This is a genomic window from Pseudomonas sp. GM_Psu_1, assembly GCF_026544185.1.
Classification (GTDB): domain Bacteria; phylum Pseudomonadota; class Gammaproteobacteria; order Pseudomonadales; family Pseudomonadaceae; genus Chryseomonas; species Chryseomonas oryzihabitans.
Genome location: NZ_JALNUX010000011.1, coordinates 70,114 through 96,908 on the forward strand (window position 1 = coordinate 70,114; position 26,795 = coordinate 96,908).

Genomic DNA, 26,795 nt, shown 5'->3' on the forward strand with positions numbered 1-26,795 from the left:
TGGGGTCCAGGCGGTTTCGCGCGTCCTTCCAGGTAGACGGAAAGCTCCATGACCGACCAGACCCTGCCCCTCTCCGCCGCTCAGGAACAGCGCATCCGCCGGGATACCCGCGCCGATGTCTGGTTCCGCCGGCTGCTGTTTTCCGCCGCGCTCCTGGTACTGCTGGTACTGGTCGGCGCCGCCGCGTCCACCCTCTGGGGCGGTCGCCACGCCTTCATGACCTTTGGCCTGGACTTCATCACCTCGGCCGAATGGGATGTCGGGGCCGAGAAGTTCGGCGCCCTGGTGCCCATCTACGGCACCCTGATGACCTCCTTCATCGCCCTGCTGCTGGCCGTGCCCACCGCCTTCGGCATCGCCCTGTTCCTCTCCGAGATCGCCCCGACCTGGCTGCGCGGTCCGGTGGCCACGGCGGTGGAACTGCTGGCCGGTATCCCCTCGATCATCTACGGCATGTGGGGCCTGTTCGTCTTCGGTCCCTTCATGGCCGCGCACATCTCGCCCTTCATCAACGACTACCTCGGCGCCATCCCGGTGATCGGCGTGCTGTTCCAGGGGCCGCCGCTGGGCATCGGCATGCTGACCGCCGGCATCATCCTGGCGATCATGATCCTGCCCTTCATCACCTCGGTGATGTACGAGGTGTTTCGCAGCGTGCCGGCGCAGCTCAAGGAATCGGCCTATGCGCTGGGCTCCACCACCTGGGAAGTCTGCTGGGACATCGTGCTGCCCTACACCCGCTCGGCGGTGGTCGGCGGCGCCTTCCTCGGCCTGGGCCGCGCCCTGGGCGAGACCATGGCGGTGACCTTCGTGCTGGGCAACGCCCACCAGTTCTCCCTATCGCTGATGATGCCGAGCAGCTCCATCGCCTCGGTGATCGCCAACGAATTCAACGAGGCCTACACCGATCTGCACCGCTCGTCGCTGATCGCCCTGGGCTTTTTGCTGTTCGTGGTGACCTTCTTCGTGCTGCTGGCGGCACGGCTGATGCTGACGCAACTGTCGCGCAAGGCAGGTAACTGATGCACATCGACGCCTATCTCTATCGCAAGCGGCGGATCAAGAACGGCATCGCGCTGATCTTCGGCAGCGCCGCCGCCGTGCTCGGCCTGGGTTTCCTGGCCTGGATCCTCGGTACCACCCTGATCAAGGGCGTCAGCGCCCTGAGCCCGGCCATCTTCGTCGAGATGACGCCGCCGCCCGGCGCCGCCGACGGCGGTCTGGCCAACGCCCTGTTCGGCAGCGTGCTGATCACCCTGCTGGCCACCGCCATCGGCGCGCCCATCGGCATCCTCGCCGGACTCTGGTTGGCCGAATACGCCCGCCACTCCAAGCTGGGCCTGGTGGTGCGCTTCGTCAACGACATCCTCCTGTCGGCGCCGTCCATCGTCATCGGCCTGTTCATCTACACCGCCGTGGTGGTGACCCTGAACCAGTACTCCGGCGGCAGCCTGGGCTTCTCCGGATTCGCCGGCTCCCTGGCGCTGGCCATGCTGGTGGTGCCGGTGGTGACCCGTACCACCGACGAGATGATGCAGCTGCAGCCGCCGGCCATGCGCGAAGCGGCCCTGGCCCTGGGCATCCCCCAGTGGAAGGTGACCCTGCAGATCCTCTTGCGCGCCTCCCGCGCCGGCGTGGTGACCGGGGTGCTGCTGTCCATCGCCCGCATTACCGGCGAGACCGCACCGCTGCTGTTCACCGCCTTCGGCAACCAGTACTGGAACGCCGACGTGCTCAAGCCCATGGCCACCGTGCCGGTGACCATCTTCCAGTTCGCCATGAGTCCGTTCGAGAACTGGCAGCACCTGGCCTGGGCCGGCGCCCTACTGCTGACGCTGTTCGTGCTGCTCCTGAACCTCTCCTCTCGCTTCTTCTTTCGTAACCGGGATTCCAAGTGACTACCATGCAGACGCAGATACCGGAACTGCAGGCGCGCGACGTCGGCTTCCGTTACAAGGGCCACCAGGCGCTCAAGTCGATCAACCTGGACATCGCGGCCAAGCAGATCACCGCCATCATCGGCCCGTCCGGATGCGGCAAGTCCACGCTGCTGCGCATCTTCAACCGCATCTACTCGGAATACCCGGGGCTGGAAGCGACCGGCGAGATCCTCATGGACGGGGAGAACATCCTCGATCCCAAGTACTCGCTGAGCCGCCTGCGCAGCACCATCGGCATGGTGTTCCAGAAGCCGGTGCCCTTCCCGATGTCGATCGCCGACAACGTCGCCTACGGCATCCGCCACCACGAGCGGCTGTCCCGGGTGGAGTTGCAGGATCGCGTAGAACAGGCCCTGCGCGGCGCGGCGCTGTGGGACGAGGTCAAGGACAAGCTCAACCAGAGCGCCCTGGGTCTCTCCGGCGGTCAGCAGCAGCGCCTGTGCATCGCCCGCACCATCGCCCTGCGTCCGCGGGTGCTGCTGCTGGACGAGCCGACCTCGGCCCTGGACCCCATCTCCACCGCGCGCATCGAACAGCTGCTGGCCGAACTCAAGCAGGAGTTCACCGTGGTCATCGTCACCCACAACATGCAGCAGGCGGCGCGCTGCTCCGACGTCACCGCCTTCATGTACCTGGGCGAGCTGATCGAAGTGGACAAGACCGACAAGATCTTCACCAAGCCGGACAAGAAGCAGACCGAGGACTACATCACCGGTCGCTTCGGCTGAGGATTTCGCCGGCTCTCGGCAAGGCCACTCCCCGGAGTGGCCTTTTTCATGGGCGAGCGGAAAGGGGCGGGGCAGGGCGGTCGCCTGGTTTCTCGGCGGAGAAAACTGTCTTCACGTCCGAGAAAGACTTTTCCCAAGCTGGCAACGCATGGCGTTACCGTGAAATTTTCATTTAATTTCAAAGGCTTGTATTAAAAGTTTTACTTTATTGAAGGCAAAACGACATCTCTTCTGCCGAGACTGAGCCAGCTTCGTGACGGGCTGCACTGCCAGCCACCACCCCCTGGATTGTCTTGAAAGGAGATCTGCCGATGTCTGTTAACCCTTATCGATTCACGGCGCTGTTCTCGGGCGTGCTCCTGGCCACCTGCTCGGCCACCGCGAGTGCCGCTGTCGATGAGAAGCTGCTCGACATGCTCAAGGCCAACGGCTCCATCACCCCCGCCCAGTACGCCGAATTGCGCGGCGACCTGCAGCAGGAGCAGCAGGCGCGCGCCGCCCAGGTCGCCCAGCAGCAGAAGACCTCCGACTTCGAGAAGAAACTGGCCTGGGCCGCCAAGACCCAGATCAAGGGCGATGTGCGGGTGCGCCACGAGAGCATCGACATCAGCGGCGAGCCGGACAACGGTCGCGACCGCGACCGCCAGCGCATCCGGGCGCGACTGGGCGCCTACAGCGAGATCAATCCGCAGGTGGACACCGGCATCCGCATCGCCACCGGCGGCGGCGACGATGCCCGCTCCACCAACCAGGACCTCAACGGCTACTTCAACAAGAAGCAGCTCTGGCTGGATCAGGCCTATATCGACTACCACCCCACGGCGCTGCCGAATCTGCACTTGGTGGGCGGCAAGATGGGCCAGCAGTGGGTCAGCACCGGCGACGTCATCTGGGACGCCGACATCAACCCTGAAGGCCTGGCCGGCACCTACAAATACGACCTCGGCGGCGGCGCCGAGCTGTTCGGCAGCACCGGCTACTATGTGCTCAAGGACAACGTCGACGGCGAGGGCTATGAGTTCAAGCACGACCTGCGCCTCTACGCCGGCCAGCTGGGCAGTCGCTTCAACCTGGGCGATGCCGCCAAGCTGATGGTCGGCGGCAGCGTCTACGCCTACGACAAGGACCAGGACAGCACCTGCCCGACCACCGGTTCGGTCACCTCGCCCTGCGCCCTGGCGGTGAATGGCAACACCACCGACCGCTTCCAGCTCTACGAGGGCTTCGCCCAGCTGGACCTGACCAAGCTGTGGGTGCCGCTGTCCTTCTATGGCCAGTACGTGGTCAACGACAAGGCCGACGACGGCGAGGACACCGCCTGGCTGGTGGGCGCCAAGACCAAGCTGATGCAGCGGGTCGGCCTGGAATACAACTACCGCGATGTCCAGCGCAACGCCGTGGTGGGCGCCTTCACCGACTCCGACTTCGGCAACGGCTCGACCGGCGCCCGCGGCCACAAGCTCAAGCTCGGCTACGACATCGACAAGAACTTCGGCGTCGGCCTGACCTACTTCCTCGCCGAGTCCGACACCGCCAGCCGCTTCCGCACCGATGCCGACGTGAAGACCCTGCAGCTGGACCTGGAAGCCAAGTTCTAACCACGGCCCTCAGGTCGTGCTCCGCTTGAACCGCCCTCGGGCGGTTCTTTTTTGCCTGCGCGATGGAGAGACTCGCCTGGCACCTGTTGGGCTTCGCTGCGCTCAACCCAACCTACGCAGAAGCCGCTCCGCCCCTACGCCGGGGCTGCTGCTTTTCCCCCTCTCCCTCTGGGAGAGGGTTGGGGTGAGGGAAGCTCCCGCCCACTAACGCTCCACCCTGATCTCCACCAGCTTGCCGTCGATGAACTTGAGGTGACGCGAGGCGCCGTTCTCCGGGGCATAGGTCCAGAACTGGGTCTCGGCGGCATTGAATTTGGGCACGTTGTTGTTGCGCAGTGCCGGCGGATTGATCTTGCGCTCGGCAGGAGCGCCACAGGCGGCGAGGACCTGTTCGACGCTGTCGCCTTCCTCGACGAGACTCTGGCCACAGCGCAGGCTGGCCTGGGCGAGGAGGGGACACAGCAGGACGATCGGCAGCAGCTGACGGGGCTTCATGAGGACTCCAGGGCAGGACGTTCGCCAAGCTTAGCCAACCGCCGAACGACGTGCCCGGCGCAAAGTCTCGGTCAACTCCGCCGCCAGGGCATAAAGCCTGCGTAACGGCGCGGGACAGCCGCCGGCGGAAGGCGTATTGCTGGACACCCCTTCCGCCAGAGCCCGGTCCGCATCATGGTCGCGATTCAAGCCCGCCTGCCCGTCGCCACCCCCGTTCCCCGTCCCGAACCCGTGCTGCACCTGCCGGCCAGCAGCACCCTGCTGATCATCGTCGAGCGCAAGGAAGACTGGTCGGACTACCTGCCCAGCGAAAGCATCGTCACGGCCCAGGAGTACCTGGAAGACCGCCGTCTCACCGCGGGCGGTGGCCGCATCCAGGTGCTCAACCTCTGTCGCAACTACCGCTATCTGGGCCATGGCTACTATTGCTCGCTGCTGGCGGAGGCGCGCGGTCATCGCGTCATCCCCTCGGTGCGGACCCTAAGCGAACTCAATCGCAAGGCGCTCTACGGCCTGCTGCTGGAAGACCTCGACGCCCTGGTGGACCAGGCCCTGGCCGAGCACCCACTGGGCGCCACCGAGGGCTTCACCCTCAACCTCTATTTTGGCCGCACCGAGTTCGCGCCGCTGCAGGCGCTGGCCAGGCAGCTGTTCGACGCCTTCCCGTGCCCGATCCTGCAGGTGGAGTTGCGCCACAGTCGCCACTGGCACATCGCCGGGATCAAGAGCGGCGCCCTGCACCGCCTGCAGGACGCCCAGCAATACGCCTTCGCCGATGCCCTGGATGCGTTCAACCGACGCATCTGGCGGCAACCGGCCTCGCGGCGCCAGGCGCGCTACGACCTGGCCATCCTGCATGACCCGGAGGAGTCCTTGCCGCCCTCCAATGCCGCGGCCCTGGCCGGTTTCGTCGCCGCCGGGCGTGATCTGGGGGTGGCCGTGGAGCTGATCGAGCGCAAGGACTACGGCCGGCTGGCGGAATACGACGCCCTGTTCATCCGCGCCACCACCCGGGTCGACGACCACACCTATCGCTTCGCCCGCAAGGCCGAGAGCGAAGGCCTGGTGGTGCTGGACGATCCCGCCTCCATCCTGCGCTGCACCAACAAGGTGTTTCTCAGCGACTTGCTGGCCCAGCACGGCCTGGGCATGCCGCGTACCGAAATCCTCTATCGCGAACGACCCCAGGACCTGGAAGAGGTGGGGCGGCGCCTGGGCTATCCGCTGGTGCTGAAGATTCCCGACGGCTGCTTTTCCCGCGGCGTGCTCAAGGTGGCCGACGCCGCCGAATTGCGCCAGGCCGCGGCGGAGCTGTTCGAGCGCTCGGTGCTGCTGCTGGCCCAGGAGTACCTCTACACCGAATTCGACTGGCGCATCGGCGTGCTCGCCGGTGAGCCGCTCTATGCCTGTCGCTACTTCATGTCCGCCGGTCACTGGCAGATCTACAACCACAAGGCGGAATCCGGCAGTACCGGAGGGCGCTGCGAGGCGGTGGCCATCGCCGCGGTGCCTCCCGCGGTGGTGGAGCTGGCGGTGCAGGCCGCCGCCCTGATCGGCGATGGCCTCTATGGCGTCGATCTCAAGCAGGATCGGGATCGGCTGGTGGTCATCGAGGTCAACGACAACCCCAATCTGGACGCCGGTATCGAAGACGGCCTGCTGGGCGAGAGCCTCTATCGACGGGTGCTGGAGGATTTCGTCCGGCGCCTGGAGCAGCGGCGCCAGGGCTGGTAGGAGCACGCCATGATCGAAGCCTTCACCCTGCGGGAGGGTGGCCTGCTGCCGGCGGGCGACCGCTCGGCGCCGGTGCTGCTGTGCAGCGATCCGGATGCCCGGGAGCGCGCCTGGCTGCAACAGGCCTTTCCCCTGGACAGCCACCGCCTGGCCTCGGCGCTCGACCCGGACGAGGTCTCGCGCCTGGAAGTGCAGGGCGACGAACTCTTCCTGATCTGGAAGCGTCCGGAACGCTATGCCGGCGGGGCGCGCTTCGCCTTCGAGGTGTCTTCCTTCGGCTTGCTCTGGCATCCCGAGCGGCTGGTGGTCATCTCCGCCGGCCCGTCGCTGCTGGCCGGCGAGGGGCCGGTGCAGCCGCTGCACGATCCGCTGGATGTGCTGGTGGAGTTGCTGTTTCGCAGCGTCCATCATTACCAGGGGCATCTCAAGGTCATCAGGCTGGTCGGCCGCGAATTGCAGCAGCGCTTCGACAGCTCCCTGGGCAACGAGCATCTGCTGCAGATGTTCAATCTCAGCGAGAGCCTGATCCATTACATCAACGCCCTGCAGGGCAACGGCGCGGTGCTCGACCGACTGCGGCAGGTCGCCGAAAGGCGCGAACTGGGCGAGGCGCTGCGGGCGCGCCTGGAAGACCTCATCATCGAGAACGACCAGTGCCGCCGCCAGGCCGACCTTTACGCCACGGTGTTCGCCCGCCTCATGGATGCCCGCGGCAACCTGGCCAACAACAGCATGAACCTGACCCTGCGCAACCTCACGCTGATCAACGTGGTGTTCCTGCCGCTCAACCTCATCGCCGGCATCGGCGGCATGTCCGAATTCAGCATGATGACCGCCGGCCATCCCTGGTGGCTGTCCTATTCGCTGCTGCTGGCGGCCATGGCGGCCCTGAGTCTCGCCCTGACCTGGATCCTGCGCCGCTCGTTGCGGCGTCGGGCCGAATCCGCCGCGCGCGCGGCCTAGCGCGCTTCATCGACAGCATCAGAGGACAATATGGTAAAGCAGCTACTCGGCCTGGGCATCGTCCTGGCGATTCTGGCCTTCGGCCTCCTGACCCTGATCGTCGATCTGCGTCGCGGCCGGCGCCAGCACCGCGCGGCGGTGCTCAGCCAGGAAAGCCACGACTCAGATAGCGCGAACCGGCCAGACCGAAGCGCCAGGGCACCTCGCGTGCGCGACTGATGCCGATACGCGGGCCCGCGAGCACCGCCACCTCGGCAGCCGCCGGCTCCAGCAGGAAGGGCGGCTCGGTCAGCGGCAGGCCATCGTGACTGCCGTCGATGGCGAGGGCCTGGCACAGCCGGCCGGGACCGGCACAGAGCAGGCGATCGGCCAGCCCGCCCCGGCGTTCGCGCATCACCTCCAGCCCCCACAGGGGCTCCAGCGCGCGGATCAGCACGCCGGCGCCATGCCCGGCTTCGCGGCAGACCAGGTTGAAGCACCAGTGGATGCCGTAGGAGCGATAGACATAGGCATGGCCGGGCGGGCCGAACATGGCGCGGTTGCGCGGAGTCGGGCCGGAAAAGCTGTGGGAGGCCGGGTCTTCGCCGTCATAGGCCTCGGTCTCGACGATGAGGCCGCCGACGCCCGCGACCCTGAGCGTGGCGCCGACCAGTTGCCGGGCGACCTCGTCCACCGGACGGCTGAAATCCAGATCGCTCACGCCTCAGGCTCCGGTTCTTCCAGAATCAGCGCCGCATGCACCATGGCCAGGTGACTCAAGCCCTGGGGAAAGTTGCCCAGGGCTGCGCCGTCATGGGGATCGCGCATCTCGGTCATCAGGCCGACGCCATTGAGACTGGCGGCCAGCACCTCGCGCATCAGTTCGCGCGCCTGATCCACCTCGCCCAGCACGGCATGCGCCTCGACCATCCAGTAGGAGCAGGCAAGAAAGGCCCCTTCCTCCCGTTCGGCGCCGCTGTAGCGATAAACCAGCGGACCGCGGGCCAACTCGCGGCGAATGGCCGCCAGGGTACTCACCGACCGCTCACCCCCGTCGAAGCCGAAGCGGATACCGAGCAGCAGCCCGGCGTCCAGGCGTTCGGTGCCGGCATAGAAGGTATAGGCCTGCTTGCGCTCGCTCCAGCAGTGTTCGTTGACCCAGTCGCGGATGCGATCGCGCTCGCGCTCCCAGCGGCCACACATGGCGTCGGGGATGTGCCCTTCGCGGGCCAGGGTCACGGCGCGATCCAGGGCGAACCAGCAGCCCAGCTTCGACAGGGTGTAGTGGCGCTCTTCGGGCAGCTCCCACATGCCGGCATCCGGCTGGCGCCAGCCATCGGCGCAGAGATTGGCCAGGTCGGTGAGCAGGCTGGAAGTGGCGAAATCCAGCACATGGCCCTTGCTGGCATAGAGGCGAAAGGTCTCCAGCAAGTCGCCATAGAGACTCAGCTGGCACTGGGCGCTGGCCCGGTTGCCGACGCGGACCGGCTGGGAGTCGCGATAGCCCGGCACGGGAATGGTGCGCTCTGCCGGTGCCAGCTCACCCTGCAGGGTAAAGCAGGTGTGCAGGCGATTGCCGTGGCGGCGGATGACGTTCTGGATCCAGGCCAGGGCCGCCTGGGCCTCGCCGAGGGCACCCAGGCGCAGGAAGGCCTTGATGGTAAAGACCGCATCGCGCACCCAGGCATAGCGGTATTCGTAGTTCTTGTCGCCGCCGATGCGTTCCGGCAGCGAGGTGGTGGCCGCGGCGACGATGGCGCCGGTGGGGGAGTAGAGCAAGAGCTTGAGGGCCAGCGCCGAACGCTTCACCTCGCTGAGGAATTCGCCGCGATAGGCAAAACCTTGGGCCCACTCGCGCCAGGCCTGGTCGCTGCGGTCGATGCGCTGGTCCACCTCGTCCAGCGAGGGCACCACCAGCGGTTCGTTCTCGGTCGCGGTCAGCGCCAGGACGCTGCGTTGCCCGGCTTCCAGCACCAGGCGTGCCACCAGTCGGCGGTCGTCGCACTGGAGGATCTCCAGCCGCTCGCAATACCTCAGGGTGGCCATGACCCCGTCCACGTGCATGACCTCGCCATTGGGCGTGCTGCGCATCCAGGGCGAGACGGTCTGGCCCTGGGTGCCGGGCACCAGTTCGATGCGCAGCTCGACCCGTCCGGACAGGCCTTCCACCCGGCGCCCCAGTTCGCACCAGGGCAGGCGACCGGCCGAGCCGCTGTTGAGCGATTCGGTCAGGCGCACGCTGCCATCCACAGTGTGGAAACAGGTTTCCAGCACATTGCTGTCTTCCCGGTAGGCCCGCTCGACGCGGTAGTCGGCCACCGGGGCGATCGAAAAGAAACCGCCGGCCGGGGCGTCCAGCAGGCGGTCGAACAGCGGGGCGGAATCCATGTTGGGTACGCACCACCAATCCAGCGAGCCGTCCGGCGCCACCAGGGCGACCGAACGGCCGTCGGAGAGGGCGGCATAGCCCGCCAGGGGCGCGTAGCCGTCCTGGCGGGCGGGGTCGAAGGCCGCCACGGCCGTCAGCCCATGCCTCCGGTGGCGCCATAGACCTCACCGGTCACATAGCTCGATTCCTGGGAAGCCAGCAGCACATAGATGGGTGCCAGTTCCGCCGGTTGGCCGGGACGCTTGAACACCGTCTCGCCACCAAAGGTGGGGATTTTTTCCTGGGGCTGGCCGCCGCTGGGCTGCAGCGGGGTCCAGAAGGGACCGGGGGCCACGGCGTTGACGCGGATGCCCTTGCTGGCGACCTGCTTGGCGAGGGCCTTGGTGAAGTTGGTGATGGCCGCCTTGGTCGAGGCGTAGTCGAGCAGGAATTCGGAAGGCTGGGTGGCCTGGATCGAGGTGGTGTTGATGATGGCTGCGCCGGCCGGCAGATGCGGCAGGGCGGCCTTGCACAGCCAGAACAGGGCGTAGACGTTGGTCTTGTAGGTGGCGTCGAACTGCTCGGTGGTCAGCTCGGCGATGTCCTGCACCGCGGTCTGCTTGCCGGCCACGTTGACCAGGATGTCCAGACCGCCCAGGGCCTCCTTGGCCTTGCTGGCCAGTTGGGTGCAGAAGGCTTCGTCCTTCAGGTCACCGGGAACGCAAACGGCCTTGCGACCTTCGGCTTCCACCAGCTTGACCACTTCCTGGGCGTCGGCCTCTTCCTCGGGCAGGTAGTTCAGCACCAGATCGGCACCCTCCCGGGCATAGGCGATGGCCGTAGCCCGACCGATCCCCGAATCCGCACCGGTGATCAGTGCCTTGCGCCCGGCCAGTCGACCGAAACCCTTGTAACTGGTCTCGCCATGATCGGGGCGCGGCTCCATGACCTGGGCCAGACCCGGAGCCTCCTGGGGCTGCTTGGGAAATTCCGGCTGGGGATACTGGGTGAGGGGGTTCTGCATGGCGTATTGGTTGTCGCTGGACATGACATCTCCTGAAGGGGGCCAAAAGGCGCCCGTTTGGCATCTTTTCGATGACGTTCAAGGAAATGGAGCCGCAACGCGCAGGAGAGGTTCCCGCCGATTCATAGGGGTTGTATCGAGCTGGACAGCTTTCTTACCCCGTTTTTACCCACGACTACGCCTTTTCCGGCCCGCCCGGGCGTCCAGTGACGACGAGAAGGGAAGGGCTCTTCTGGAGTGGAGGTAAAGGTGGTGATGAAAGGCGTCAAGGTGGCCGTGCTGGCGGCCCTGTTGTCCCTGTCCGGATGCTGGTTGTTCATGCCACCGCCTGGAGGGGGTGGTCATGGTGGCCACGGCGGGCCCGGCGGAGGCCCGGAGCAAAGGGGGCCGCGCTAGGCGTCTCGCTCAGGCGTCGAGCGGCTCCAGTCGCAGGGCGACACCGGTCCGTTGCAGGGTGAGGATATCCGCCTCGCGACAGCCGATCAGCCGGCCTTCGGCGGTGCGCAGCTGATCGTCTTCCAGCTGGGCATAGGACTCTGGTTGCTTACCATCCCCTCCGACCATGATGTACAGCTGCCCGCACAGCAACTGGCCTGCCAGACGGCCATCGTCCAGGCCGATCAGGCGATAGCTGCGACGGGCATCGTAGGTAAAACGCATGGGAGCATCCATTCAGGTGTTTCAGCTCAGAGCCGCGCGGGCGCGCAATGTTCAATTGCGAACATGGGCGCGCCGGGTCAGCCGGTCCATGGCCATGCCGAAAGCCTGCCCCTCGCAGGGGCGAGGGCACGCTGACCGCTGGTCGGAAGTTTCCTGAACGGCCGATCAATAACGAAATTGCGCCACCAGGCCCTGGAACGAGGTGGCCAGTCGCGACAGCTCCTGGCTGGAGGCGGCCGTCTGCTGGGCACCGGTGGCGGTCTGGGTGGAGAGGTCCTGGATATTGACCAGATTGCGGTCCACTTCGCGGGCAACCTGGGCCTGCTCCTCGGCGGCGCTGGCGATCACCAGGTTGCGTTCCTCGATCTGGGCGACCCCGGCGGCGATGCGGTCCAGGGCTTCACCCGCCTGGTTGGCGCGCGCCTGGGTGCTGTCGGCCAGGGACTGGCTCTTGTGCATGGCACTCACCGCTTCCTCGGCGCTGCTGCGCACGGCGCTCATCATGCGTTCGATCTCGCCGGTGGAACCCTGGGTGCGATGGGCCAGGGCGCGGACCTCATCCGCCACCACCGCGAAGCCGCGGCCCTGTTCGCCGGCCCGGGCGGCCTCGATGGCGGCATTGAGCGCCAGCAGGTTGGTCTGCTCGGCGATCCCGCGGATCACCTCCAGCAGCTTGCCGATCTCGCGCACCTGGCCTTCCAGCGTCTGCACCTTCTGGGTGGAATCGGTGATCTCGCCGGTCATCACCGCCATGGCCTGGGCCGCCTGCTGCACCTGCTCGCGACCCTGCTGGGCTTCGCGGCTGGTGTCCTGGGAGGCGGTGGAGGTGGAGGTGGCATTGCGCGCCACCTCTTCCACGGCCGCGGTCATCTGGTTGACGGCGGTGGCAGCCTGCTGCAGTTCATCGTGCTGGCGGACCTGACCCCGGGAAGTCTCCTCGGTCACGGCGTGCAGTTCCTCAGCGGCCGCGGCGAGCTGGCTGGAGGCACCGGCCATCTGTTGCACGGTGTCTTTCAGGCTGCGCTGCATGCCACCCAGCGCTTGCAGCAGTTGCCCGGCCTCGTCACGGCGCGAACTCTGGATCGCCTGGGTCAGGTCGCCCTGGGCGACGCGCTCGGCGCTGGTCACCGCCTGGCGGATCGGCGTGACGATCATTCGGGTGATGATGATGCCCAGCGCCAGGGCGCAGAGCGTGGCCAGCAGCAGGCCGCCGGCGAGCGTCCAGAAGGCCTTGTCATAGGTAGTCTTTGCCTCGACCCCGGCTTCAGTGCTCTGGCGCTTGTTGGATTCCACCATGATCTTGAAGGAGGCCATGGTCTTGCGATAGGTGGGCTGCACCTGCTCGTTCAGCAGCTTGGCCGCACCGGCCACGTCCTTGGCGGCCAAGCGCGCCAGGATGCTGTCGACACCGGCGATATAGGTCTTCCAGTCACGCTCGAAGGCATCGCCAGCCTGCTTTTCATCGTCTTCCAGCGGGGTGGCCCGGTAAGCGGCGAAGGGCTTTTCGGCATCGGCCTGGTTGCTCTTCATGGAGGCGATGACGGCCTCCTGGTCGTTCTGGGGTGCCTCGCCATAGGCCATGGACAGCAGGCGGAAGAGGTCGCGGTTATGACCGATGACATTGCTCTTGGCATCGTTGAGCAGAACGATGGAGCGCAGATTGTCGCCCAGCAGGTTATTCAGCAGCGCATTGAGGCTGTTGAGTCCATTCATGCCCACTGCGCCAATGCCCAGGGTGATCGCCGTGCAAAGACCAAAGGCCACGGCGAGTTTCTTCGCCAGCGCCAGATTGTTGAACCAGACCATGGAGCCTTCCTTTCTGCGAGGTGGGTATCAGCAAGTTGCGCTGGATACCCTCGCTATCGGCACCAACAGTCCGACCTTTAGGTGGCCCCGGAGCGTTCGAATCCGCCTTCAACGCGCCCATAGAGATCATCAAGCAGTCGATTGGCCGCCAGCGCCTCCGCCAGGCTGGCCAGTTCCGGCCGCGGCTGGCCGAGCAACTGATCGAACACCGCCTGGGCGCCCTGGGGTACGCCGGGGTCCACCCCTTCGACCAGCACCTGGCGATGGCCCTTGGCGTCGTGCAGCACCAGCCGCCCCGCGGAGAGCTCCAGGGTTCCCTCGCTGCCGTCCAGTCGAATGGCCAGGCGCGGACCGCGCAGGGTGGCGCTGGCACGCAGATGAATCGGCAGAGCACCGGCCTGGAGCAGGGCCTCGCCGCCATGATCCAGTGGCCAGCGCGGATCGCGGTCCAGCCGACTGTGCGTGACGGTCAGGGCCTCACCGCATAACCAGGCGCTGAAATCCAGCAGATGCACCGCCAGATCGCCAAAGGCGCCATAGCCCATGCGGCGCTCGTCCAGGTGCGCCGGCCAGTCGCTGAGCCAGCCCTCCAGCAGCCCGGGGTGGCCGGCGGTAAGCGACAGGTGACTTAGATCACCGATGGCGCCGTCCCGCGCCCGCTGGCGCAACAGCTGCAGGGCCGGATCGGTGCGCAGATAGAAGCCACTGAAGCAGGAATGCCCGGCGAGCTGTTCGGCCAGGGCGGTGGCTCGTGCTGCCGAGACGGCCAGCGGCTTTTCCACGAAGAGATGTCGGGCGCGCGGGAGCAGGGCGCTCACCGCCGCCTCGTGATCCTCGATCGCGGTGGTGACGAAGGCCAGGTCCACTTCGGGCAGCCGGGTGAAGTCGTCCACTACCGGCAGATCCTGAGGGGCGGCGAGGCGCCGGGCGCGGGCGGGATCGCGTTCGCTGGCCACCGCCACCACCCGCACCCGCGGATCGGCCAGGCTGGTCTCCAGGTAGTCCTGGGCGTGGATCTGTTCGCAACCGACGATGGCGACGCTGAGCATGACGAGGGGTCCTCTAACGGCAACTGTTCCGTTATGGGACCCCTGGTCTGCCGCTAAGCTTCGCCGATCAGACCGGCTGGTAGGCCTTGCCGAAACGGTTGGCCAGGAAGGCCTCCATGTCCACCTGCTCCTGGGCGATGAAGCCGCGTTGCGGCAGCTTGCCTTCGCGGAACAGATCCAGGGCGGTGCAGATACCGGCGGCGGTGGTGATCTGGATGGCGCTGGTCAGGCGACCGTCGCGCTCGGCTGCGAAGATCTTGCGGCTGAACACCTCCTGCACCAGCTTGCCGCCGCGCATCCCGCTGACGGTGACGAACACCAGCACCACGTCCTGCATGGTGGTGGGCACGGCGCCGCGCAGGATGGTCTTGAGCTGCTCCTGGTCACTGGCCAGGCGCAGGTCTTCCAGCAGGAATTTCATAAGGTCGCGATGACCGGGATAGCGCACGGTCTTGTAGTCCAGGGTTTCCACCTGGCCCTGCAGGGTCTCGCAGAGGGTGCCCAGGCCGCCCGAGGTGTTGAAGGCCTCGTATTCCACGCCGTCCAGGGAGAAGTGCTCCAGGCCTTCCAGCGGCTGCACCAGTTGCAGCTCGCCGTTGCGCACGGCTTCGCAGGGGTGGCAGTACTCGTTGACCAGGCCGTCGACACTCCAGGTCAGGTTGTACTTGAGGGCGTTGGTGGGAAATTCCGGCAGGGCGCCGACGCGCATCTTCACCTCGCGCACGCTGTCGAAGCGCTTGGCCAGGGAGTGGGCGGCGATGCCGATGAAGCCCGGCGCCAGACCGCACTGGGGCATGAAGGCATTGCTCGCGCCTTCGGCCAGCTGGCGGATGGTCTTGGTCGCCTTGACGTCTTCGGTCAGGTCGAAATAGTGGGTATTGGTGGCCTTGGCCGCCTGGGCCACGGAAATCGCCAGGTGATAGGGCAGGGCATTGAGCACCACGTCCTGGTCGTCCAGGGCCGCGGCCAGGGCGCTGGCGTCGGCGGTATCCAGGGTCCGGGTCTTGACGCCCAGGGCCGCAATAGCCGCCAGGGCGCGCTCGTCGCGATCCGCCACCGTCACCTGATAGTCGCCACTGGCGTGCAGCAATTGCGAAATGGTGTAGCCGATATGGCCGGCGCCGAGCAGGGTGACTTTCATGGCGGATCCTCCGTGGTTGAGGCTCCAGCTTAAAAAGTGGCGCTGTCAGATGTGAGCGTCAGAGCGTCGAACTGTCGTCTCTTATTTGACGAATCGTCGGGGGTTTCGACGATTCGATGGAGGTGCTCGTTTCATCTGGCTTTTTGCTTATCGCCCTAGGCGAAAGGCTGTCGAGCACGCCACAGGAATCTGGATACAGGTCGGCGCCGCGTACCGCCGCCTTCTATAAGCCAGGGAATCGGCCACAGCGGGTGGCCGCTTCAAGGAGGAGAGACCATGGTCGTGGACAATGCAGCATGGGTAAACGCCTGTTACTGGGGCGTGCTGGGCCGTGCCCCGGATGCGGAAGGCTTTCGCTTCTGGGTCGCCAAGCTGGACGAGGGCTTGAGCAACGCCCAACTGGTCCGCCTGTTCCTCAATGGTGCCGAGCGCCTGCAGGCGCAACCCGCCGACGAGAGCGCCAGCGCCTTCATCGACGGCTGCTATGGCGATCTGCTTGGCCGCAGCGCCGATGCCGGTGGCAAGGCCTTCTGGCTGGGCCGGCTGGAGACGCTTGGCAGCACCCACCAGGATGCCCGCGCCGCGGTCATCGTCGAGATGATCGACTACCTCGGCCGCCCGGATGGCCAGAGCGCCGATCAGCAGCTGTTCCAGACGCGCCTCGCGCAATGGGAGCCGCTCACGCCGGGCGTCGCCCTGCACGAGGACACCGGGGTGTCGGCCACCGATGGCATCACCCGCAACGGCCAGGTGGACGTGACCTTGCCGGATGGGGTGACGGCCTGGAGTTACAGCCTGGATGGCGGGCAGAGCTGGACCGCCGCGAGCGCCGGCAGCCATACCCTGCAGCTCAACGCGGGCTACTACCAGGCAGGTCAGCTGCAGGTCAGTTACCTCGATAGCGCGAGTAACGCCCAGACCCTGGCGAACCAGGCGCAGTGGCGGATCGACACCCAAGGCGCGGAGCTTCATCTGCTCAGCACGCGTGGCCCCACCACCGAGAACCTGCTGCAATTCCGTTTCTTCGACGATGGCGACATCGAGCAGTGGCGCAGTTCCAGCGACGGCGGTCAGACCTGGCAGCAGGGAGAAGGACGCTGGCCTTCGCCCAAGCTGGAGCCTGGCTTCTATGCGCAAGGCTCGATCCTGGTCGAGACCACGGATACCGCCGGAAACGTCGCGGTAACAGCGCTGCCGCGGGACCTTACCGTCCTGCCCGCCGATCTCACGCCGCCACGGTTGACCGGTATCAATCAGCAGTCCTACTTCAATCCCTATGCGGATGACTTCATCAGCCTGCTGTTCGACGACTCGATCTATCGCGGCACGCGGGACCTCTACTCGGAAACCTATCCGATACCGGTGAAGGTGGACCCGGCGCTGCTGGAGAAAGCCTTTCTGCTCGATGTCACCACGGGTGAGAAGATCGGCTTCGAAGGGGCTGCCACGGTGCGTCAGCTGACCAATCTGCTGGACATCCATCTGACCAGTGAATTGCAGGAGGGCCATCAGTACAGCCTCTACCTGCCAGGGGCTTTCGTCTACGACGCCTACAACAACCCCAGCGACGAACTGACCCTGCTGGGTACCAGCAACACCTTCGTCGCGGCCTGATCAGGCCATTGGGGTCTCTCGCAGTGGCCCCTCCTACCCCGGCACCACCCGCAACAGCTGCCCGTCCTCACCATCGGTGAACAGCCAGAGATTGCCGTCCGGTCCGCTGCGCACGTCGCGCAGACGCTGGTCCAGCTCCTGGAACAGGAGCTCCTGCTGACCAAGCTGGCCGTTCAACAGCGGTATTCGCCGCACCGATTTTTCCCGCAGCGCCGCCACGAACAGACTGCCGCGCCAGGCGGGAAAGCCCTGGCCGTCGTACCAGGTCATGCCGGCCGGGGCGATGGAGGGGGTCCACTCCAGCAGTGGTGGAGTGATGCCCGGCAATTCACGGAAGGGCGAGATGCGCGCGCCGGTGTAGTCCACGCCGCCGGTGGTCAGCGGCCAGCCATAGTTGGCACCGCTGCGGATCAGATTGAGTTCGTCGCCGCCCTTGGAGCCGTGCTCGTGCTCGTACAGCGCCTGGCGCTCGGCCACCCAGACCAGGCCCTGGGGATTGCGATGGCCCAGGCTGTAGATCTCCGGCAGGGCGCCGGGTCGCTTGATGAAGGGATTGTCCGCCGGCACCTGGCCGTCGCGGGTGATGCGCACGATCTTGCCCAGATGGGTATCCAGTCGCTGGGCGTCGGTACGTTCCACGTTGCCATCACCCAGGGCGATGGCCAAGGTGCCGTCGCCGAGCAAGGCCATCCGCGCCCCGAAGTGCTGGCCGAAGGCCTTGGCCGGCTGACTGGTGAACAACGGCTGGACGTCCTGCAGGCGTTCGCCCTCCAGCCGCGCGCGTACCACCCTCAAGTGATTGGCCTGGCGCGTACCTGTCGCATAGGAGAGATAGATCAGCTGGTTACGCGCGAAGTCCGGATCCGGCAGCACCTCGAACAGTCCGGCCTGGCCTTCGGTGTAGAGGTCCGGCAGTCCGGTGATGGCTTGCGCCTGCAGCCCGAGGCGACCTGCGCCGTCGGGGACCAGCAGCCGCAAGCGCCCGGCGCCCTCGGTCAGGAGCGCCCGGCCATCGGGCAGGAAGGCCAGCGACCAGGGCCGGTCCAGTCCGGTCGCCACCGTCTCGATCCGATAGGCCGGCGTCGCCAGCGCCAGCGGAACCGCCAGCAGGGCCAGCCAAGCCAGCCAGGCCCAGCGGCCGGAAGCTTTAGGTAACGCTTGAGGTCTACTCCGGGTACCCGCTTTCGCTAGCATCTGCCTCTCTCCAAAAGATCTTCCGACCATGCCTCAACCGCTCTGGCGCGCCCTGTTGCAACCGCGCACCCTGCTGGCGTTCGCCGCGGCCCTGCTGCTGGCCACCGCCTGGGGCAGCCTGGTGCAGACCCAGTACAACCTGGCCGCCCTCCAGGGGCTCGGCCAGCCGATCGACCTGCCCACGCGCTGGCGGACCTCGCTGGCGGATCTGCTGGGCTTCGGACCCGTCTATGCCGCGATCGTGCTCGCCGCTTGGTTACCAGCCTTTGCCGCGGCCCTCTGGCTCGGTCGTCACGGCGGTGCCTATCGCGCCTGCCTGCTGCCGCTGGCCAGCAGCCTCAGCCTGATCGCCGCCATCCGCCTGATCGACGCCTTCGCGCCCATGCCGGTGCTCATCTATGCGACGCGCACCCTGGAGGGGCTGCTGGCGATGGCCGTGGGTGGACTGCTCGGCGGGCTGCTATTCATCTGGCTGGCGCGCTCGGTGATCCCGCGCTAGGGGAGGGCGCTCAGGTTCTGTACGAAAAGTCGCCGAGCGAAGGTCAGGCGAGGCGAAAAGCGCTGGAGGAGGCGGACCGGGCTCGCGAGCGAGTTTACGAGCGGTAAATGAGCATTCCGACGGGGCTGGCCAGCCAGGCGGTTTTCAACAAAGCATCACCGAGCGCAGGCAGTTTTCGTACAGAACCTAGGACGAGGTCAGCTTCATCAGCACTAGCCCGCTGACGATCAGCGCGGCGGCCAGGATGCGCAGCGGACTCGCCGCCTCGCCCAGCACCAGAATGCCCACCATGAAGGCGCCGACCGCGCCAATACCGGTCCAGATCGTATAGGCGGTGCCCAGCGGCAGGCTGCGCATTGAGATCGACAGCAGCGCCACGCTGGCCACCATGGCGACCCCGGTGATCAGCGTGGGCGTGAGACGGGTGAAGCCCGCGGACTGCTTCATATAGAACGCCCAGACCACCTCGAGCAGTCCCGCGCACACCAGATAGAACCAAGCCAACGACGGCCTCCTGTAAAACCGGGCCGTCCCGGAACGCTGCCCACCAATCGCCGGGGTCGTCCCCGGGGGCCAAGAGAGAAGGGCGGCAGGCTGCTCCACCGCCTGATCGGCTCTACTATCCTAGCCGTTCATGGCCGCGCCGTTCGACCCGGCCTGGCAGTCGCTACCCATCACCCGCTAGCGCGGCTGGCAGATCTGCATGGCGATCCCGTCGAATTCCCGGTCGAAGCTGGCGCGTTCGGCCGCGCTGAGAAAGCCTTGCTGCCCGACCAGGGCATCGGTCTGGCTGCGCACCGCGGCAATGCGCTCGCTGAAGGCGGTCGCCTGTTCCTGACTGATCCGCTGCGCCTTGCGCGCCGTGCTCACATCCGCCAGCAGCACATTGGCGCGCATGGATACATGCGCCTGCCGCGGATCGGTTATGGCGCCGCCCAGCTCGCCCGGCAATTCACGCTGCTGCTGCAGATTGCAGCTGGGCAGGCCGAGATCGTCGTGCCGAAGCGGCTCCCGGGTACAGGCACCCAGGGCGAGGGGCAGCAGCAACAGGGGAATCAGGGATTTCATCCAGGTCTCCTCGGGGTGGCCATGGTGGAGACCTTGAGAGCCCGGGACGGGCGCTTCGTTCAAGAATGGCTCTGCGCCGGGCCTTGGCAAACGCCTTGAAGCCCTAGTCGTCCAGCCGCGCCTGCCGTTCCAGCGCCGCCAGCTGCAGCCGCGCGCCGTCGGCCACCGGCCCCCTGCCAACCGCGCTGCTCTGCAGCAGCGACAGGTTGAGGGCGTGCGCCGCTGCCTCTATCCCCGGACGCAGGGCATGGCCGGCCTGGGCCAGGGCGGTGTCTTCGGTCAGGAGCGGAGCGGCGAGAAAGAGGGTGACCGAGCTGGTCAGGAGGTATCTCATGAGGCGTCCTTGCAGGGTGATCACCAGGGTATCGGCATCCGGCCGGCCTGTTGGAGCGGGTCTAGAGGTCAGAGCTTAGAGCAGAATCGCGTTAGCGCCAGGGATAATGGTCAGATAATTCACGCCGGTGATCTGGCGATCGCCTTTTACAGAACGTTTTGAGCGTCTCGGAACGGCTTGAGCGACAGCCATAAACAACAAAGCCCGCGCGATGGCGGGCTTTGCTGAGGTTCACGCGACGGTGAACAGGAGATGGCGCACTCGGCGGGATTCGAACCCACGACCCCTGCCTTCGGAGGGCAGTACTCTATCCAGCTGAGCTACGAGTGCAGCGATTCGGTGACGCTGAATCGGTCGCCATCATACTCACCTTGCCTCCGACCGTCCATGCCCGCATGCACGATGTTGTTGATTTTGAACGACTGTTTCGCGGGGCTTGGCAAGGGCTGCATAAACAAGGAGGAAGTCCGCGCGAAAACCGCTCCGGCGCTCTTGCGCGGGGGTTCAATATTCTCCTAGGATGCGTTCAATATTTCGAACGCCCAGGGCGGTTCGGACGTTGCTCGAGCGGGCACTGAACGGTGGCGATGCCAGCGTTTCCAGGCCTGACCCTATCGCAGGCGCAGGGGTGTCATGCCCTTGCTTCCGGCCCTTTCAGCCAAGGAGACCGTAATGCAGCTCAAAGACGCTTCCCTGTTTCGCCAGCAAGCCTATGTCGACGGCGCCTGGATCGACGCCGACAGCGGTGCCACCGTCAAAGTGGACAACCCGGCCACCGGCGAGACCCTGGGCACCATTCCCAAGCTTGGTCGCGCCGAGACCAAGCGCGCCATCGACGCCGCCAACCGCGCCCTGCCGGCCTGGCGGGCGCTGACCGCCAAGGAGCGTTCGGCCAAGCTGCGTCGCTGGTACGAGCTGATGATCGAGAACCAGGACGACCTGGGCCGGCTGATGACCTTGGAGCAGGGCAAGCCGCTGGCCGAGGCCAAGGGCGAGATCGCTTATGCCGCCTCCTTCATCGAGTGGTTCGCTGAAGAAGCCAAGCGCATCTATGGCGACACCATCCCCGGCCACCAGGCTGACAAGCGCATCCTGGTGATCAAGCAGCCCATCGGCGTCACCGCCGCCATCACGCCGTGGAACTTCCCCACCGCGATGATCACTCGCAAGGCCGGTCCGGCCCTGGCCGCCGGTTGCACCATGGTGATCAAGCCCGCCAGCCAGACCCCCTATTCGGCCCTGGCCCTGGTCGAGCTGGCCGAGCGCGCCGGCATTCCCAAGGGCGTGCTGAGCGTGGTCACCGGCTCCGCCGCCGAGATCGGCGCCGAGCTGACCGAAAGCCCCATCGTGCGCAAGATCTCCTTTACCGGCTCCACCGAGATCGGTGCCAAGCTGATGGAGCAGAGCGCGCCCACCATCAAGAAGCTGTCGCTGGAGCTGGGTGGCAACGCGCCCTTCATCGTCTTCGACGACGCCGACCTGGACAAGGCCGTGGAAGGCGCCATCGCCTCCAAGTACCGCAACGCCGGCCAGACCTGCGTCTGCGTCAACCGCCTCTACATCCAGGACGGCGTCTACGACGCCTTCGCCGAGAAGTTCAAGGCCGCCGTGGCCAAGCTCAAGGTCGGCAACGGCCTGGAAGAGGGCGTGACCATCGGCCCGCTGATCGACGCCAAGGCCGCGGCCAAGGTCAAGGAGCACATCGACGACGCCGTGAGCAAGGGCGCCAAGGTCATCGCCGGGGGCAAGGCCCACGCCAACGGTGGCAGCTACTTCGAGCCGACCATCCTCGCCGATGTGCCCAAGAGCGCCAAGGTGTCCAAGGAAGAGACCTTCGGCCCGCTGGCGCCGCTGTTCCGCTTCAAGGACGAGGCCGAGGTAATCGAGCTGGCCAACGACACCGAATTCGGCCTGGCCTCCTACTTCTATGCCCGCGACCTGTCCCGCGTGTTCCGCGTGGCCGAGGCGCTGGAGTACGGCATGGTCGGCATCAACACCGGCCTGATCTCCAACGAGGTCGCCCCCTTCGGCGGCGTCAAGGCCTCGGGCCTGGGCCGCGAAGGCTCCAAGTACGGCATCGAGGAATACCTGGAGATCAAGTACCTCTGCCTGGGCGTCTGATCGCCCTCGTTGGGCTTCGCTGCGCTCAACCCAACCTACCAGCACCCGTAGGTTGGGTTGAGACGGCTCTATCGTCGAAGCCCGACAGACCCTCAGCCTGAACCAAAGCTTTCCCCCGGCGCGGACGCCGGGCCGTTGGCAGTCGATCATCGTATGCTGCCCGGAATCCGGTCCGCGCCTTTCCCGTAGCCGGCCGCCACGATGAGCGGCCATCGAGGACTGCAATGAGCCACACCAATGATTCCCTGATGCACCGCCGCAGCGCCGCCGTCGCCCGTGGCGTCGGCCAGACCCACCCGATCTTCGTCGCCCGCGCGGAGAACGCCAAGGTCTGGGACGTCGAGGGCAACGAATTCCTGGACTTCGCCGGCGGCATCGCCGTGCTCAACACCGGCCACCTGCATCCGCGCGTGGTGGCGGCCGTGCAGGAGCAGCTGACCAAGGTCTCCCACACCTGCTTCCAGGTGCTGGCCTACGAGCCCTATGTCGAGGTCTGCGAAAAGCTCAACGAACTGGTGCCGGGCAACTTCCCGAAAAAGACCGCGCTGTTCAACTCCGGCTCCGAAGCCGTGGAGAACGCGGTCAAGATCGCCCGCGCCGCCACCCAGCGCGCCGGCGTCATCGCCTTCTCCAGCGCCTACCACGGCCGCACCATGATGACCCTGTCGCTGACCGGCAAGGTCGCGCCCTATTCGGCCGGCATGGGCCTGATGCCCGGCGGCGTCTATCGCGCGCTCTACCCCTGCGAACTGCATGGCATCAGCGTCGATGACGCCATCGCCAGCGTCGAGCGCATCTTCAAGAACGATGCCGCCCCCGGCGACATCGCCGCCATCATCCTCGAGCCGGTGCAGGGCGAGGGCGGCTTCTATGCCGCGCCCAAGGAATTCATGCAGCGCCTGCGCACCCTGTGCGACACCCACGGCATCCTGCTGATCGCCGATGAAGTCCAGTCCGGTGCCGGCCGGACCGGCACCTTCTTCGCCATGGAGCAGATGGGCGTCGACGCCGACCTGGTGACCTTCGCCAAGTCCATCGCCGGCGGCTTCCCGCTGTCGGGCGTGACCGGTCGCGCCACGGTGATGGATGCCGTCACCCCCGGTGGCCTGGGTGGCACCTACGCCGGCAGCCCCATCGCCTGCGCCGCGGCCCTGGCGGTGATCGAGACCTTCAAGGAAGAGAACCTGCTGGACCGCTCCAAGGCCGTGGGCGAACGCCTCACCGCCGGTCTGCGTGAACTGGCCGCCCAGCACGCGCAGATCTGCGACGTCCGTGGCCTGGGCGCCATGATCGCCATGGAGCTGGGCAAGGGCGGCGACATCGAGCAGCCCGATGCCGAGCTGACCAGTCAGATCGTGGTCCGGGCGCGTCAGAAGGGCCTGATCCTGCTCAGCTGCGGCAGCTACGGCAACGTGCTGCGGATCCTGGTGCCCCTGACCGCCAGCGACGAAGAGCTGGATCGCGGCTTGGCCATTATCGGCGAGTGTTTTGCCGAATTGGCCTGAGTCCTGCCCAAACCGCCCTCCTGGAGGGCGGTTTTTTTGTGACACGCTTGGCACGAACCTCGCTTTGCAGCATCATCCGCCGCTTCGCTTTCCTCAAGCAGGAGTGGGTTGGGATGCCGCCCCTGATACTCATCGTAGACGCCAATCCCTGGACCCGTGACCTGCTCAAGTCGCTGGTGCTGGCCGTACGTGCCGATGCCCTGGTGCATGAATACGGCCATGGCTATCAGGCCCTCGCCGAACTGGATCAGCGCAAGAGATGCGCCCTGATCATCGTCGAGCGACCGGCCGATTGCGACGGCCTCGACCTGTTGCGGCGCATTCGCCAGCGCGGCGCCCAGCCGCTGCAGCCGGTGATCCTGCTGTCCGACCATTCCGATGCCGCCTATGTGCGCGCTGCCCTGCGCCTGGCACCAACGGCCTATCTGGTCAAACCCTATGCGGCGGAAGAGGTGTTGCGCCGCCTGCACAGTCTGTTGCCGCCGGCCGGAGACGCCTCTCAGGCAGCCAGTGCCGCGGCCCTGGGCTCCCTGGACGATCATCTGCAGCGCATGGCCGCCGAAATCGACGCCGTGCCGCTGTTCGCTGACCTGCCCGCCATCATCCAGCGCTGCCGCGAGAGCGAGAGCTGCAGCCTGGGCGAACTGGAAACGGAATTCGGCCAGGATCCGCTGGTCACGGCGACCCTGATCGCCGCGGCCAACAGCGCTTCCCAGCGCGTCGGCCAGTCCTGCCAGACCCTCGGCCAGGCCCTGCCGCGGCTGGGCGTCGGCTTCACCCTCAATCTGGTCCTGGGCCTGAGCCTGCGGCGGGCAACCCGCCTGGCCGAGCCGCTGTTGGCCGGACGCGCCGAAGGCTATCTGCACCTGGCTCAGCGCGCTGCTGACTGCGCCCGGCTGCTGGCGCTGCGCTATGTGCGCGAAGACGCCGAACGCTGCTATACCGCCGGCCTGCTGCACCGCCTGGGTGAGCTGGCCGTGCTGCAAGGCGTGCAGCGCTGGTGCGACGGCGGTGGGGCCATCGACGAAGCCGCGCTGGAGCGCGCGCTGCTGAGCTACAGCCTGGAATTCTCCGCGGAATTGCAGCGGCACTGGCGACTGCCGCTGGAGTTGCGCGAACTGGTGGCCGCGGTACACAGCCTGCAGGGCGTGTTACCCAAGCCGTCGCTGATCCTGCACCTGGCGGCGCAGGCGGCGAATCCCGCCCCGGGCGAGTCCCTCGAAGCCCTGCTGGAGCACAAGGCCGGGCGCATGCTGGGGCTGGAGGCGGCGGTCTGGCAGCTGGCCGTCACCCAGCTCAAGCTAGGCTAGCGCGCGGTATCGGGGCGATAGCCCAGGCGCAGTCCACCCCAGTGGCGGCCATTCACCAGGATCGGCACCGAAAGGTCGTGCATCACCTCGCCGGTGTCTCTCATGTAGGTCTGCAACAGCAGGCGGCGCTGATGGCTGCCGCAGCGCTTGCCGGTGCGGTCGCTGAACAGGCGCTTGCTGCGACTGCGCGCGGTATCCACCGCCACGTCGCCGGTGGGCGCATGGGCGAAGGCGCGGTTGTGGGTGGGCACATAGCCTTCCGGGGTACAGGCGATGGCGAAGACCAGGCCGGGATGCTGGTCCAGCAGCGGCTCCTGGATCGCCGGTAGCACGCCATCGGTATAGCTGTCGAAACGGGTGCGGTACTTGGCCGGCTGACTGCCGGGCACCGGCTGGTACTGGCGGTCGAAGAGGGCGTCCTGGGTGATGCGCCCGGCGGCCAGGTCTTCCTCGAAGCGCCGGCCGATGGCATCCGCGCCCTGGCGCGCCAGTTCGAAGATGCGCTGGTGATAGCTGTCCAGGCCGACCTCGGCCAGACGTTCGCTGCTGGCTTCGGCCATGTCCACCAGTTCGTCGGCGGCGCTGCTGAGCCGGCTGGTCTGGCGCTCGCTGTCGGCCAGATCGCTGTGCACCTGCTCCACCGCCTGGGCCAGGCTTTCCAGCTGGGCGAGATTGGCCGAGGTGCCCTGGGCGATGTCCGCGGCCTGGCGCTCGGCGGTCTGCGCCAGCTCGGCGATCTCCTGCAGGCCTTCGCCGGTACGTTCGACCTGGCGCACGCCGTCTTCCAGCGCCTGGGCCAGTTGCTGGATCTGCGCCACCACGGCGTCGGTCTGCTGGCTGATGTCGGCGACGATCAGCCCCACCTCGCCGGTCGCGCTGGAGGTCCGCGCCGCCAGGCCCCGGACCTCGTCGGCGACCACGGCGAAACCGCGCCCGTGCTCGCCGGCCCGGGCGGCCTCGATGGCGGCATTGAGCGCCAGCAGGTTGGTCTGGCTGGCGATGCCCTGGATGACCTCGGTGACCTGCTGGATCTTGTCGGTGCGGGCACTCAGGCCGGCGATCAGTTCGCGGCTCTGGCGGGCGTGCTCGCTGAGGGCACGGATGGCGGCGATCGCCGTACTCAGGGCGTCCTGACCGGCCTCGCTGCGCTGGTGCACCTGCTGCGCCACCGCCAGGGCCTGGCGGGCGCTGGCGGGCGCTGGCGGCGCTGTCGTGCTCGGTCTGGGTGAGGGCTGAGGCACTGCTGGAAATCTGCGCGGCCGTGCTGGCCTGGGACTGGACCCGAGCCGCCAGCTGCTGGGCGGCAAAGGCCACGCCGGCGATGGCCACGGCGTTGCGCGCCGTGCTGCGCGAGAGATCGCCGGTCAGTTCATCGAAAGACTGGGTGGAAGCGGGTGGTGCCTCGGGCTTGCGCAGCAGCAACCAGGGCCAGAGAGCGGCCATCAGGACCAGCCCCATGCCAGCAACGGTGGATAGCGCCAGCCCCTGCCAGAGCAGCAAGGCCGCCACGAGGCTGGCCAGGTGAAGCGACAACGCGACGGGCCAGCGCCTGGGCATGCGACCTCCTTGTTATTCTGCTCGATCGAGGACGAAGTGTGACGGCTGTCAGCTTCGTCGATCATGGAGCCGGCTTTCCGGAGGTTGCAACCGCTGTCTGGTCCCGGC

The 26,795-nt window shown here is 66.6% G+C and carries 23 protein-coding genes, 1 tRNA gene and 1 pseudogene; 11 read left to right on the plus strand and 14 right to left on the minus strand.

Features of this window, described 5'->3' with window-relative positions; translation table 11 throughout:
• Positions 1 to 48 precede the first annotated feature (48 nt).
• The 4 genes from pstC (at position 49) to OXS31_RS17950 (ending at position 4,266) form a co-directional block, all read left to right on the plus strand.
• Positions 49 to 1,023: a phosphate ABC transporter permease subunit PstC gene (gene pstC, locus OXS31_RS17935; protein ID WP_007160736.1), complete on the plus strand. Its 975-nt coding sequence runs from the start codon at positions 49 to 51 to the stop codon at positions 1,021 to 1,023.
• On the plus strand, positions 1,023 to 1,898 hold the full coding sequence (gene pstA / locus OXS31_RS17940) for a phosphate ABC transporter permease PstA (protein ID WP_007160737.1): 876 nt from the start codon (positions 1,023 to 1,025) through the stop codon (positions 1,896 to 1,898). Before pstC ends, pstA begins: the two co-directional genes overlap by 1 nt.
• Before the next feature lie 5 nt (positions 1,899 to 1,903).
• Positions 1,904 to 2,668, plus strand: a complete 765-nt coding sequence (pstB, locus tag OXS31_RS17945) for a phosphate ABC transporter ATP-binding protein PstB (protein WP_017638707.1) — start codon at positions 1,904 to 1,906, stop codon at positions 2,666 to 2,668.
• 311 nt (positions 2,669 to 2,979) lie between these two features.
• Positions 2,980 to 4,266 carry a putative porin gene (locus OXS31_RS17950; protein ID WP_007160739.1) on the plus strand — a complete coding sequence of 429 codons (1,287 nt, stop codon included), beginning with the start codon at positions 2,980 to 2,982 and terminating at the stop codon, positions 4,264 to 4,266.
• A 204-nt stretch (positions 4,267 to 4,470) separates the two neighbouring features.
• On the opposite strand, the gene OXS31_RS17955 is transcribed toward OXS31_RS17950, so the two are convergent.
• Complete coding sequence (locus OXS31_RS17955) at positions 4,471 to 4,761, minus strand: DUF2845 domain-containing protein (protein WP_042137026.1); 291 nt, start codon at positions 4,759 to 4,761, stop codon at positions 4,471 to 4,473.
• 174 nt (positions 4,762 to 4,935) lie between these two features.
• On the opposite strand from OXS31_RS17955, the gene OXS31_RS17960 reads away from it, so the two are divergent.
• On the plus strand, positions 4,936 to 6,495 hold the full coding sequence (locus OXS31_RS17960) for a RimK family protein (protein ID WP_267401136.1): 1,560 nt from the start codon (positions 4,936 to 4,938) through the stop codon (positions 6,493 to 6,495).
• A 9-nt stretch (positions 6,496 to 6,504) separates the two neighbouring features.
• Positions 6,505 to 7,458 carry a magnesium transporter CorA family protein gene (locus OXS31_RS17965; RefSeq protein WP_027600889.1) on the plus strand — a complete coding sequence of 318 codons (954 nt, stop codon included), beginning with the start codon at positions 6,505 to 6,507 and terminating at the stop codon, positions 7,456 to 7,458.
• Positions 7,459 to 7,600: 142 nt separating this feature from the next.
• Here OXS31_RS17965 and OXS31_RS17970 read toward each other — a convergent pair whose 3' ends face one another.
• The 7 genes from OXS31_RS17970 to OXS31_RS18000 all read right to left on the minus strand — a co-directional run bounded on the left by OXS31_RS17970 (position 7,601) and on the right by OXS31_RS18000 (position 15,485).
• Positions 7,601 to 8,158 carry a DNA-3-methyladenine glycosylase gene (locus tag OXS31_RS17970; RefSeq protein ID WP_027600888.1) on the minus strand — a complete coding sequence of 186 codons (558 nt, stop codon included), beginning with the start codon at positions 8,156 to 8,158 and terminating at the stop codon, positions 7,601 to 7,603.
• Entirely contained in the window at positions 8,155 to 9,954 is a 1,800-nt protein-coding gene (locus OXS31_RS17975) for a glycoside hydrolase family 15 protein (protein WP_145250010.1), read from the minus strand. Before OXS31_RS17975 ends, OXS31_RS17970 begins: the two co-directional genes overlap by 4 nt.
• A 5-nt stretch (positions 9,955 to 9,959) precedes the next feature.
• Positions 9,960 to 10,853, minus strand: coding sequence for an SDR family oxidoreductase (locus OXS31_RS17980; protein WP_267401144.1), 894 nt, complete (start codon positions 10,851 to 10,853; stop codon positions 9,960 to 9,962).
• 381 nt (positions 10,854 to 11,234) lie between these two features.
• Entirely contained in the window at positions 11,235 to 11,489 is a 255-nt protein-coding gene (locus OXS31_RS17985; RefSeq protein ID WP_077171556.1) for a hypothetical protein, read from the minus strand.
• Between the two features lie 165 nt (positions 11,490 to 11,654).
• The gene (locus OXS31_RS17990; protein WP_144956878.1) at positions 11,655 to 13,295 is read right to left on the minus strand and encodes a methyl-accepting chemotaxis protein; all 1,641 of its coding nucleotides are present in this window, start codon (positions 13,293 to 13,295) and stop codon (positions 11,655 to 11,657) included.
• 77 nt (positions 13,296 to 13,372) lie between these two features.
• On the minus strand, positions 13,373 to 14,344 hold the full coding sequence (locus OXS31_RS17995; protein WP_074583996.1) for a Gfo/Idh/MocA family oxidoreductase: 972 nt from the start codon (positions 14,342 to 14,344) through the stop codon (positions 13,373 to 13,375).
• A 67-nt stretch (positions 14,345 to 14,411) separates the two neighbouring features.
• A complete protein-coding gene (locus OXS31_RS18000) occupies positions 14,412 to 15,485 on the minus strand; it encodes a saccharopine dehydrogenase C-terminal domain-containing protein (protein ID WP_074583995.1) in 1,074 nt (357 codons plus the stop codon).
• 276 nt (positions 15,486 to 15,761) lie between these two features.
• On the opposite strand from OXS31_RS18000, the gene OXS31_RS18005 reads away from it, so the two are divergent.
• Positions 15,762 to 17,099 (plus strand): DUF4214 domain-containing protein, encoded by a 1,338-nt coding sequence (locus tag OXS31_RS18005; protein ID WP_267401151.1) that lies wholly within the window; start codon positions 15,762 to 15,764, stop codon positions 17,097 to 17,099.
• A 33-nt stretch (positions 17,100 to 17,132) separates the two neighbouring features.
• Here OXS31_RS18005 and OXS31_RS18010 read toward each other — a convergent pair whose 3' ends face one another.
• The gene (locus OXS31_RS18010; RefSeq protein WP_267401154.1) at positions 17,133 to 18,293 is read right to left on the minus strand and encodes a PQQ-dependent sugar dehydrogenase; all 1,161 of its coding nucleotides are present in this window, start codon (positions 18,291 to 18,293) and stop codon (positions 17,133 to 17,135) included.
• A gap of 28 nt (positions 18,294 to 18,321) precedes the next feature.
• Here OXS31_RS18010 and OXS31_RS18015 point away from each other — a divergent pair, with 28 nt between their 5' ends.
• Positions 18,322 to 18,792 (plus strand): hypothetical protein, encoded by a 471-nt coding sequence (locus tag OXS31_RS18015; protein WP_145250024.1) that lies wholly within the window; start codon positions 18,322 to 18,324, stop codon positions 18,790 to 18,792.
• A gap of 186 nt (positions 18,793 to 18,978) precedes the next feature.
• Here the strand turns inward: OXS31_RS18015 and sugE are convergent, their stop codons facing one another.
• From sugE to OXS31_RS18035, 4 genes are all read right to left on the minus strand, one after another.
• Entirely contained in the window at positions 18,979 to 19,296 is a 318-nt protein-coding gene (gene sugE, locus OXS31_RS18020; protein WP_007160753.1) for a quaternary ammonium compound efflux SMR transporter SugE, read from the minus strand.
• A 177-nt stretch (positions 19,297 to 19,473) separates the two neighbouring features.
• Entirely contained in the window at positions 19,474 to 19,860 is a 387-nt protein-coding gene (locus tag OXS31_RS18025; RefSeq protein ID WP_042137044.1) for a hypothetical protein, read from the minus strand.
• 103 nt (positions 19,861 to 19,963) lie between these two features.
• Positions 19,964 to 20,194, minus strand: coding sequence for a hypothetical protein (locus OXS31_RS18030; protein ID WP_039975808.1), 231 nt, complete (start codon positions 20,192 to 20,194; stop codon positions 19,964 to 19,966).
• A 253-nt stretch (positions 20,195 to 20,447) separates the two neighbouring features.
• Positions 20,448 to 20,524, minus strand: a tRNA-Arg gene (locus tag OXS31_RS18035).
• Positions 20,525 to 20,866: 342 nt separating this feature from the next.
• On the opposite strand from OXS31_RS18035, the gene gabD reads away from it, so the two are divergent.
• From gabD to OXS31_RS18050, 3 genes are all read left to right on the plus strand, one after another.
• Positions 20,867 to 22,315 (plus strand): NADP-dependent succinate-semialdehyde dehydrogenase, encoded by a 1,449-nt coding sequence (gene gabD / locus OXS31_RS18040; RefSeq protein ID WP_267401171.1) that lies wholly within the window; start codon positions 20,867 to 20,869, stop codon positions 22,313 to 22,315.
• 224 nt (positions 22,316 to 22,539) lie between these two features.
• Positions 22,540 to 23,820: a 4-aminobutyrate--2-oxoglutarate transaminase gene (gene gabT / locus OXS31_RS18045; RefSeq protein ID WP_027600147.1), complete on the plus strand. Its 1,281-nt coding sequence runs from the start codon at positions 22,540 to 22,542 to the stop codon at positions 23,818 to 23,820.
• Positions 23,821 to 23,933: 113 nt separating this feature from the next.
• The gene (locus OXS31_RS18050) at positions 23,934 to 25,130 is read left to right on the plus strand and encodes an HDOD domain-containing protein (RefSeq protein WP_145250027.1); all 1,197 of its coding nucleotides are present in this window, start codon (positions 23,934 to 23,936) and stop codon (positions 25,128 to 25,130) included.
• On the opposite strand, the pseudogene OXS31_RS18055 reads toward OXS31_RS18050, so the two are convergent.
• Positions 25,127 to 26,687: pseudogene (locus OXS31_RS18055) on the minus strand (methyl-accepting chemotaxis protein). The gene OXS31_RS18050 and the pseudogene OXS31_RS18055 sit on opposite strands and share 4 nt — an antisense overlap.
• Positions 26,688 to 26,795 lie beyond the last annotated feature (108 nt).

What these genes read in the sequence shown, in the direction of transcription:
- pstC (WP_007160736.1), top strand. Translation starts at nt 49, where the DNA reads ATGACCGACCAGACCCTGCCCCTCTCCGCCGCTCAGGAACAGCGCATC.
- pstA (WP_007160737.1), top strand. Translation starts at nt 1,023, where the DNA reads ATGCACATCGACGCCTATCTCTATCGCAAGCGGCGGATCAAGAACGGC.
- pstB (WP_017638707.1), top strand. Translation starts at nt 1,904, where the DNA reads ATGCAGACGCAGATACCGGAACTGCAGGCGCGCGACGTCGGCTTCCGT.
- OXS31_RS17950 (WP_007160739.1), top strand. Translation starts at nt 2,980, where the DNA reads ATGTCTGTTAACCCTTATCGATTCACGGCGCTGTTCTCGGGCGTGCTC.
- OXS31_RS17955 (WP_042137026.1), bottom strand. Translation starts at nt 4,761, where the DNA reads ATGAAGCCCCGTCAGCTGCTGCCGATCGTCCTGCTGTGTCCCCTCCTC.
- OXS31_RS17960 (WP_267401136.1), top strand. Translation starts at nt 4,936, where the DNA reads ATGGTCGCGATTCAAGCCCGCCTGCCCGTCGCCACCCCCGTTCCCCGT.
- OXS31_RS17965 (WP_027600889.1), top strand. Translation starts at nt 6,505, where the DNA reads ATGATCGAAGCCTTCACCCTGCGGGAGGGTGGCCTGCTGCCGGCGGGC.
- OXS31_RS17980 (WP_267401144.1), bottom strand. Translation starts at nt 10,853, where the DNA reads ATGTCCAGCGACAACCAATACGCCATGCAGAACCCCCTCACCCAGTAT.
- OXS31_RS17985 (WP_077171556.1), bottom strand. Translation starts at nt 11,489, where the DNA reads ATGCGTTTTACCTACGATGCCCGTCGCAGCTATCGCCTGATCGGCCTG.
- OXS31_RS17990 (WP_144956878.1), bottom strand. Translation starts at nt 13,295, where the DNA reads ATGGTCTGGTTCAACAATCTGGCGCTGGCGAAGAAACTCGCCGTGGCC.
- OXS31_RS17995 (WP_074583996.1), bottom strand. Translation starts at nt 14,344, where the DNA reads ATGCTCAGCGTCGCCATCGTCGGTTGCGAACAGATCCACGCCCAGGAC.
- OXS31_RS18000 (WP_074583995.1), bottom strand. Translation starts at nt 15,485, where the DNA reads ATGAAAGTCACCCTGCTCGGCGCCGGCCATATCGGCTACACCATTTCG.
- OXS31_RS18005 (WP_267401151.1), top strand. Translation starts at nt 15,762, where the DNA reads ATGGTCGTGGACAATGCAGCATGGGTAAACGCCTGTTACTGGGGCGTG.
- OXS31_RS18010 (WP_267401154.1), bottom strand. Translation starts at nt 18,293, where the DNA reads ATGCTAGCGAAAGCGGGTACCCGGAGTAGACCTCAAGCGTTACCTAAA.
- OXS31_RS18015 (WP_145250024.1), top strand. Translation starts at nt 18,322, where the DNA reads ATGCCTCAACCGCTCTGGCGCGCCCTGTTGCAACCGCGCACCCTGCTG.
- OXS31_RS18025 (WP_042137044.1), bottom strand. Translation starts at nt 19,860, where the DNA reads ATGAAATCCCTGATTCCCCTGTTGCTGCTGCCCCTCGCCCTGGGTGCC.
- OXS31_RS18030 (WP_039975808.1), bottom strand. Translation starts at nt 20,194, where the DNA reads ATGAGATACCTCCTGACCAGCTCGGTCACCCTCTTTCTCGCCGCTCCG.
- gabD (WP_267401171.1), top strand. Translation starts at nt 20,867, where the DNA reads ATGCAGCTCAAAGACGCTTCCCTGTTTCGCCAGCAAGCCTATGTCGAC.
- gabT (WP_027600147.1), top strand. Translation starts at nt 22,540, where the DNA reads ATGAGCCACACCAATGATTCCCTGATGCACCGCCGCAGCGCCGCCGTC.
- OXS31_RS18050 (WP_145250027.1), top strand. Translation starts at nt 23,934, where the DNA reads ATGCCGCCCCTGATACTCATCGTAGACGCCAATCCCTGGACCCGTGAC.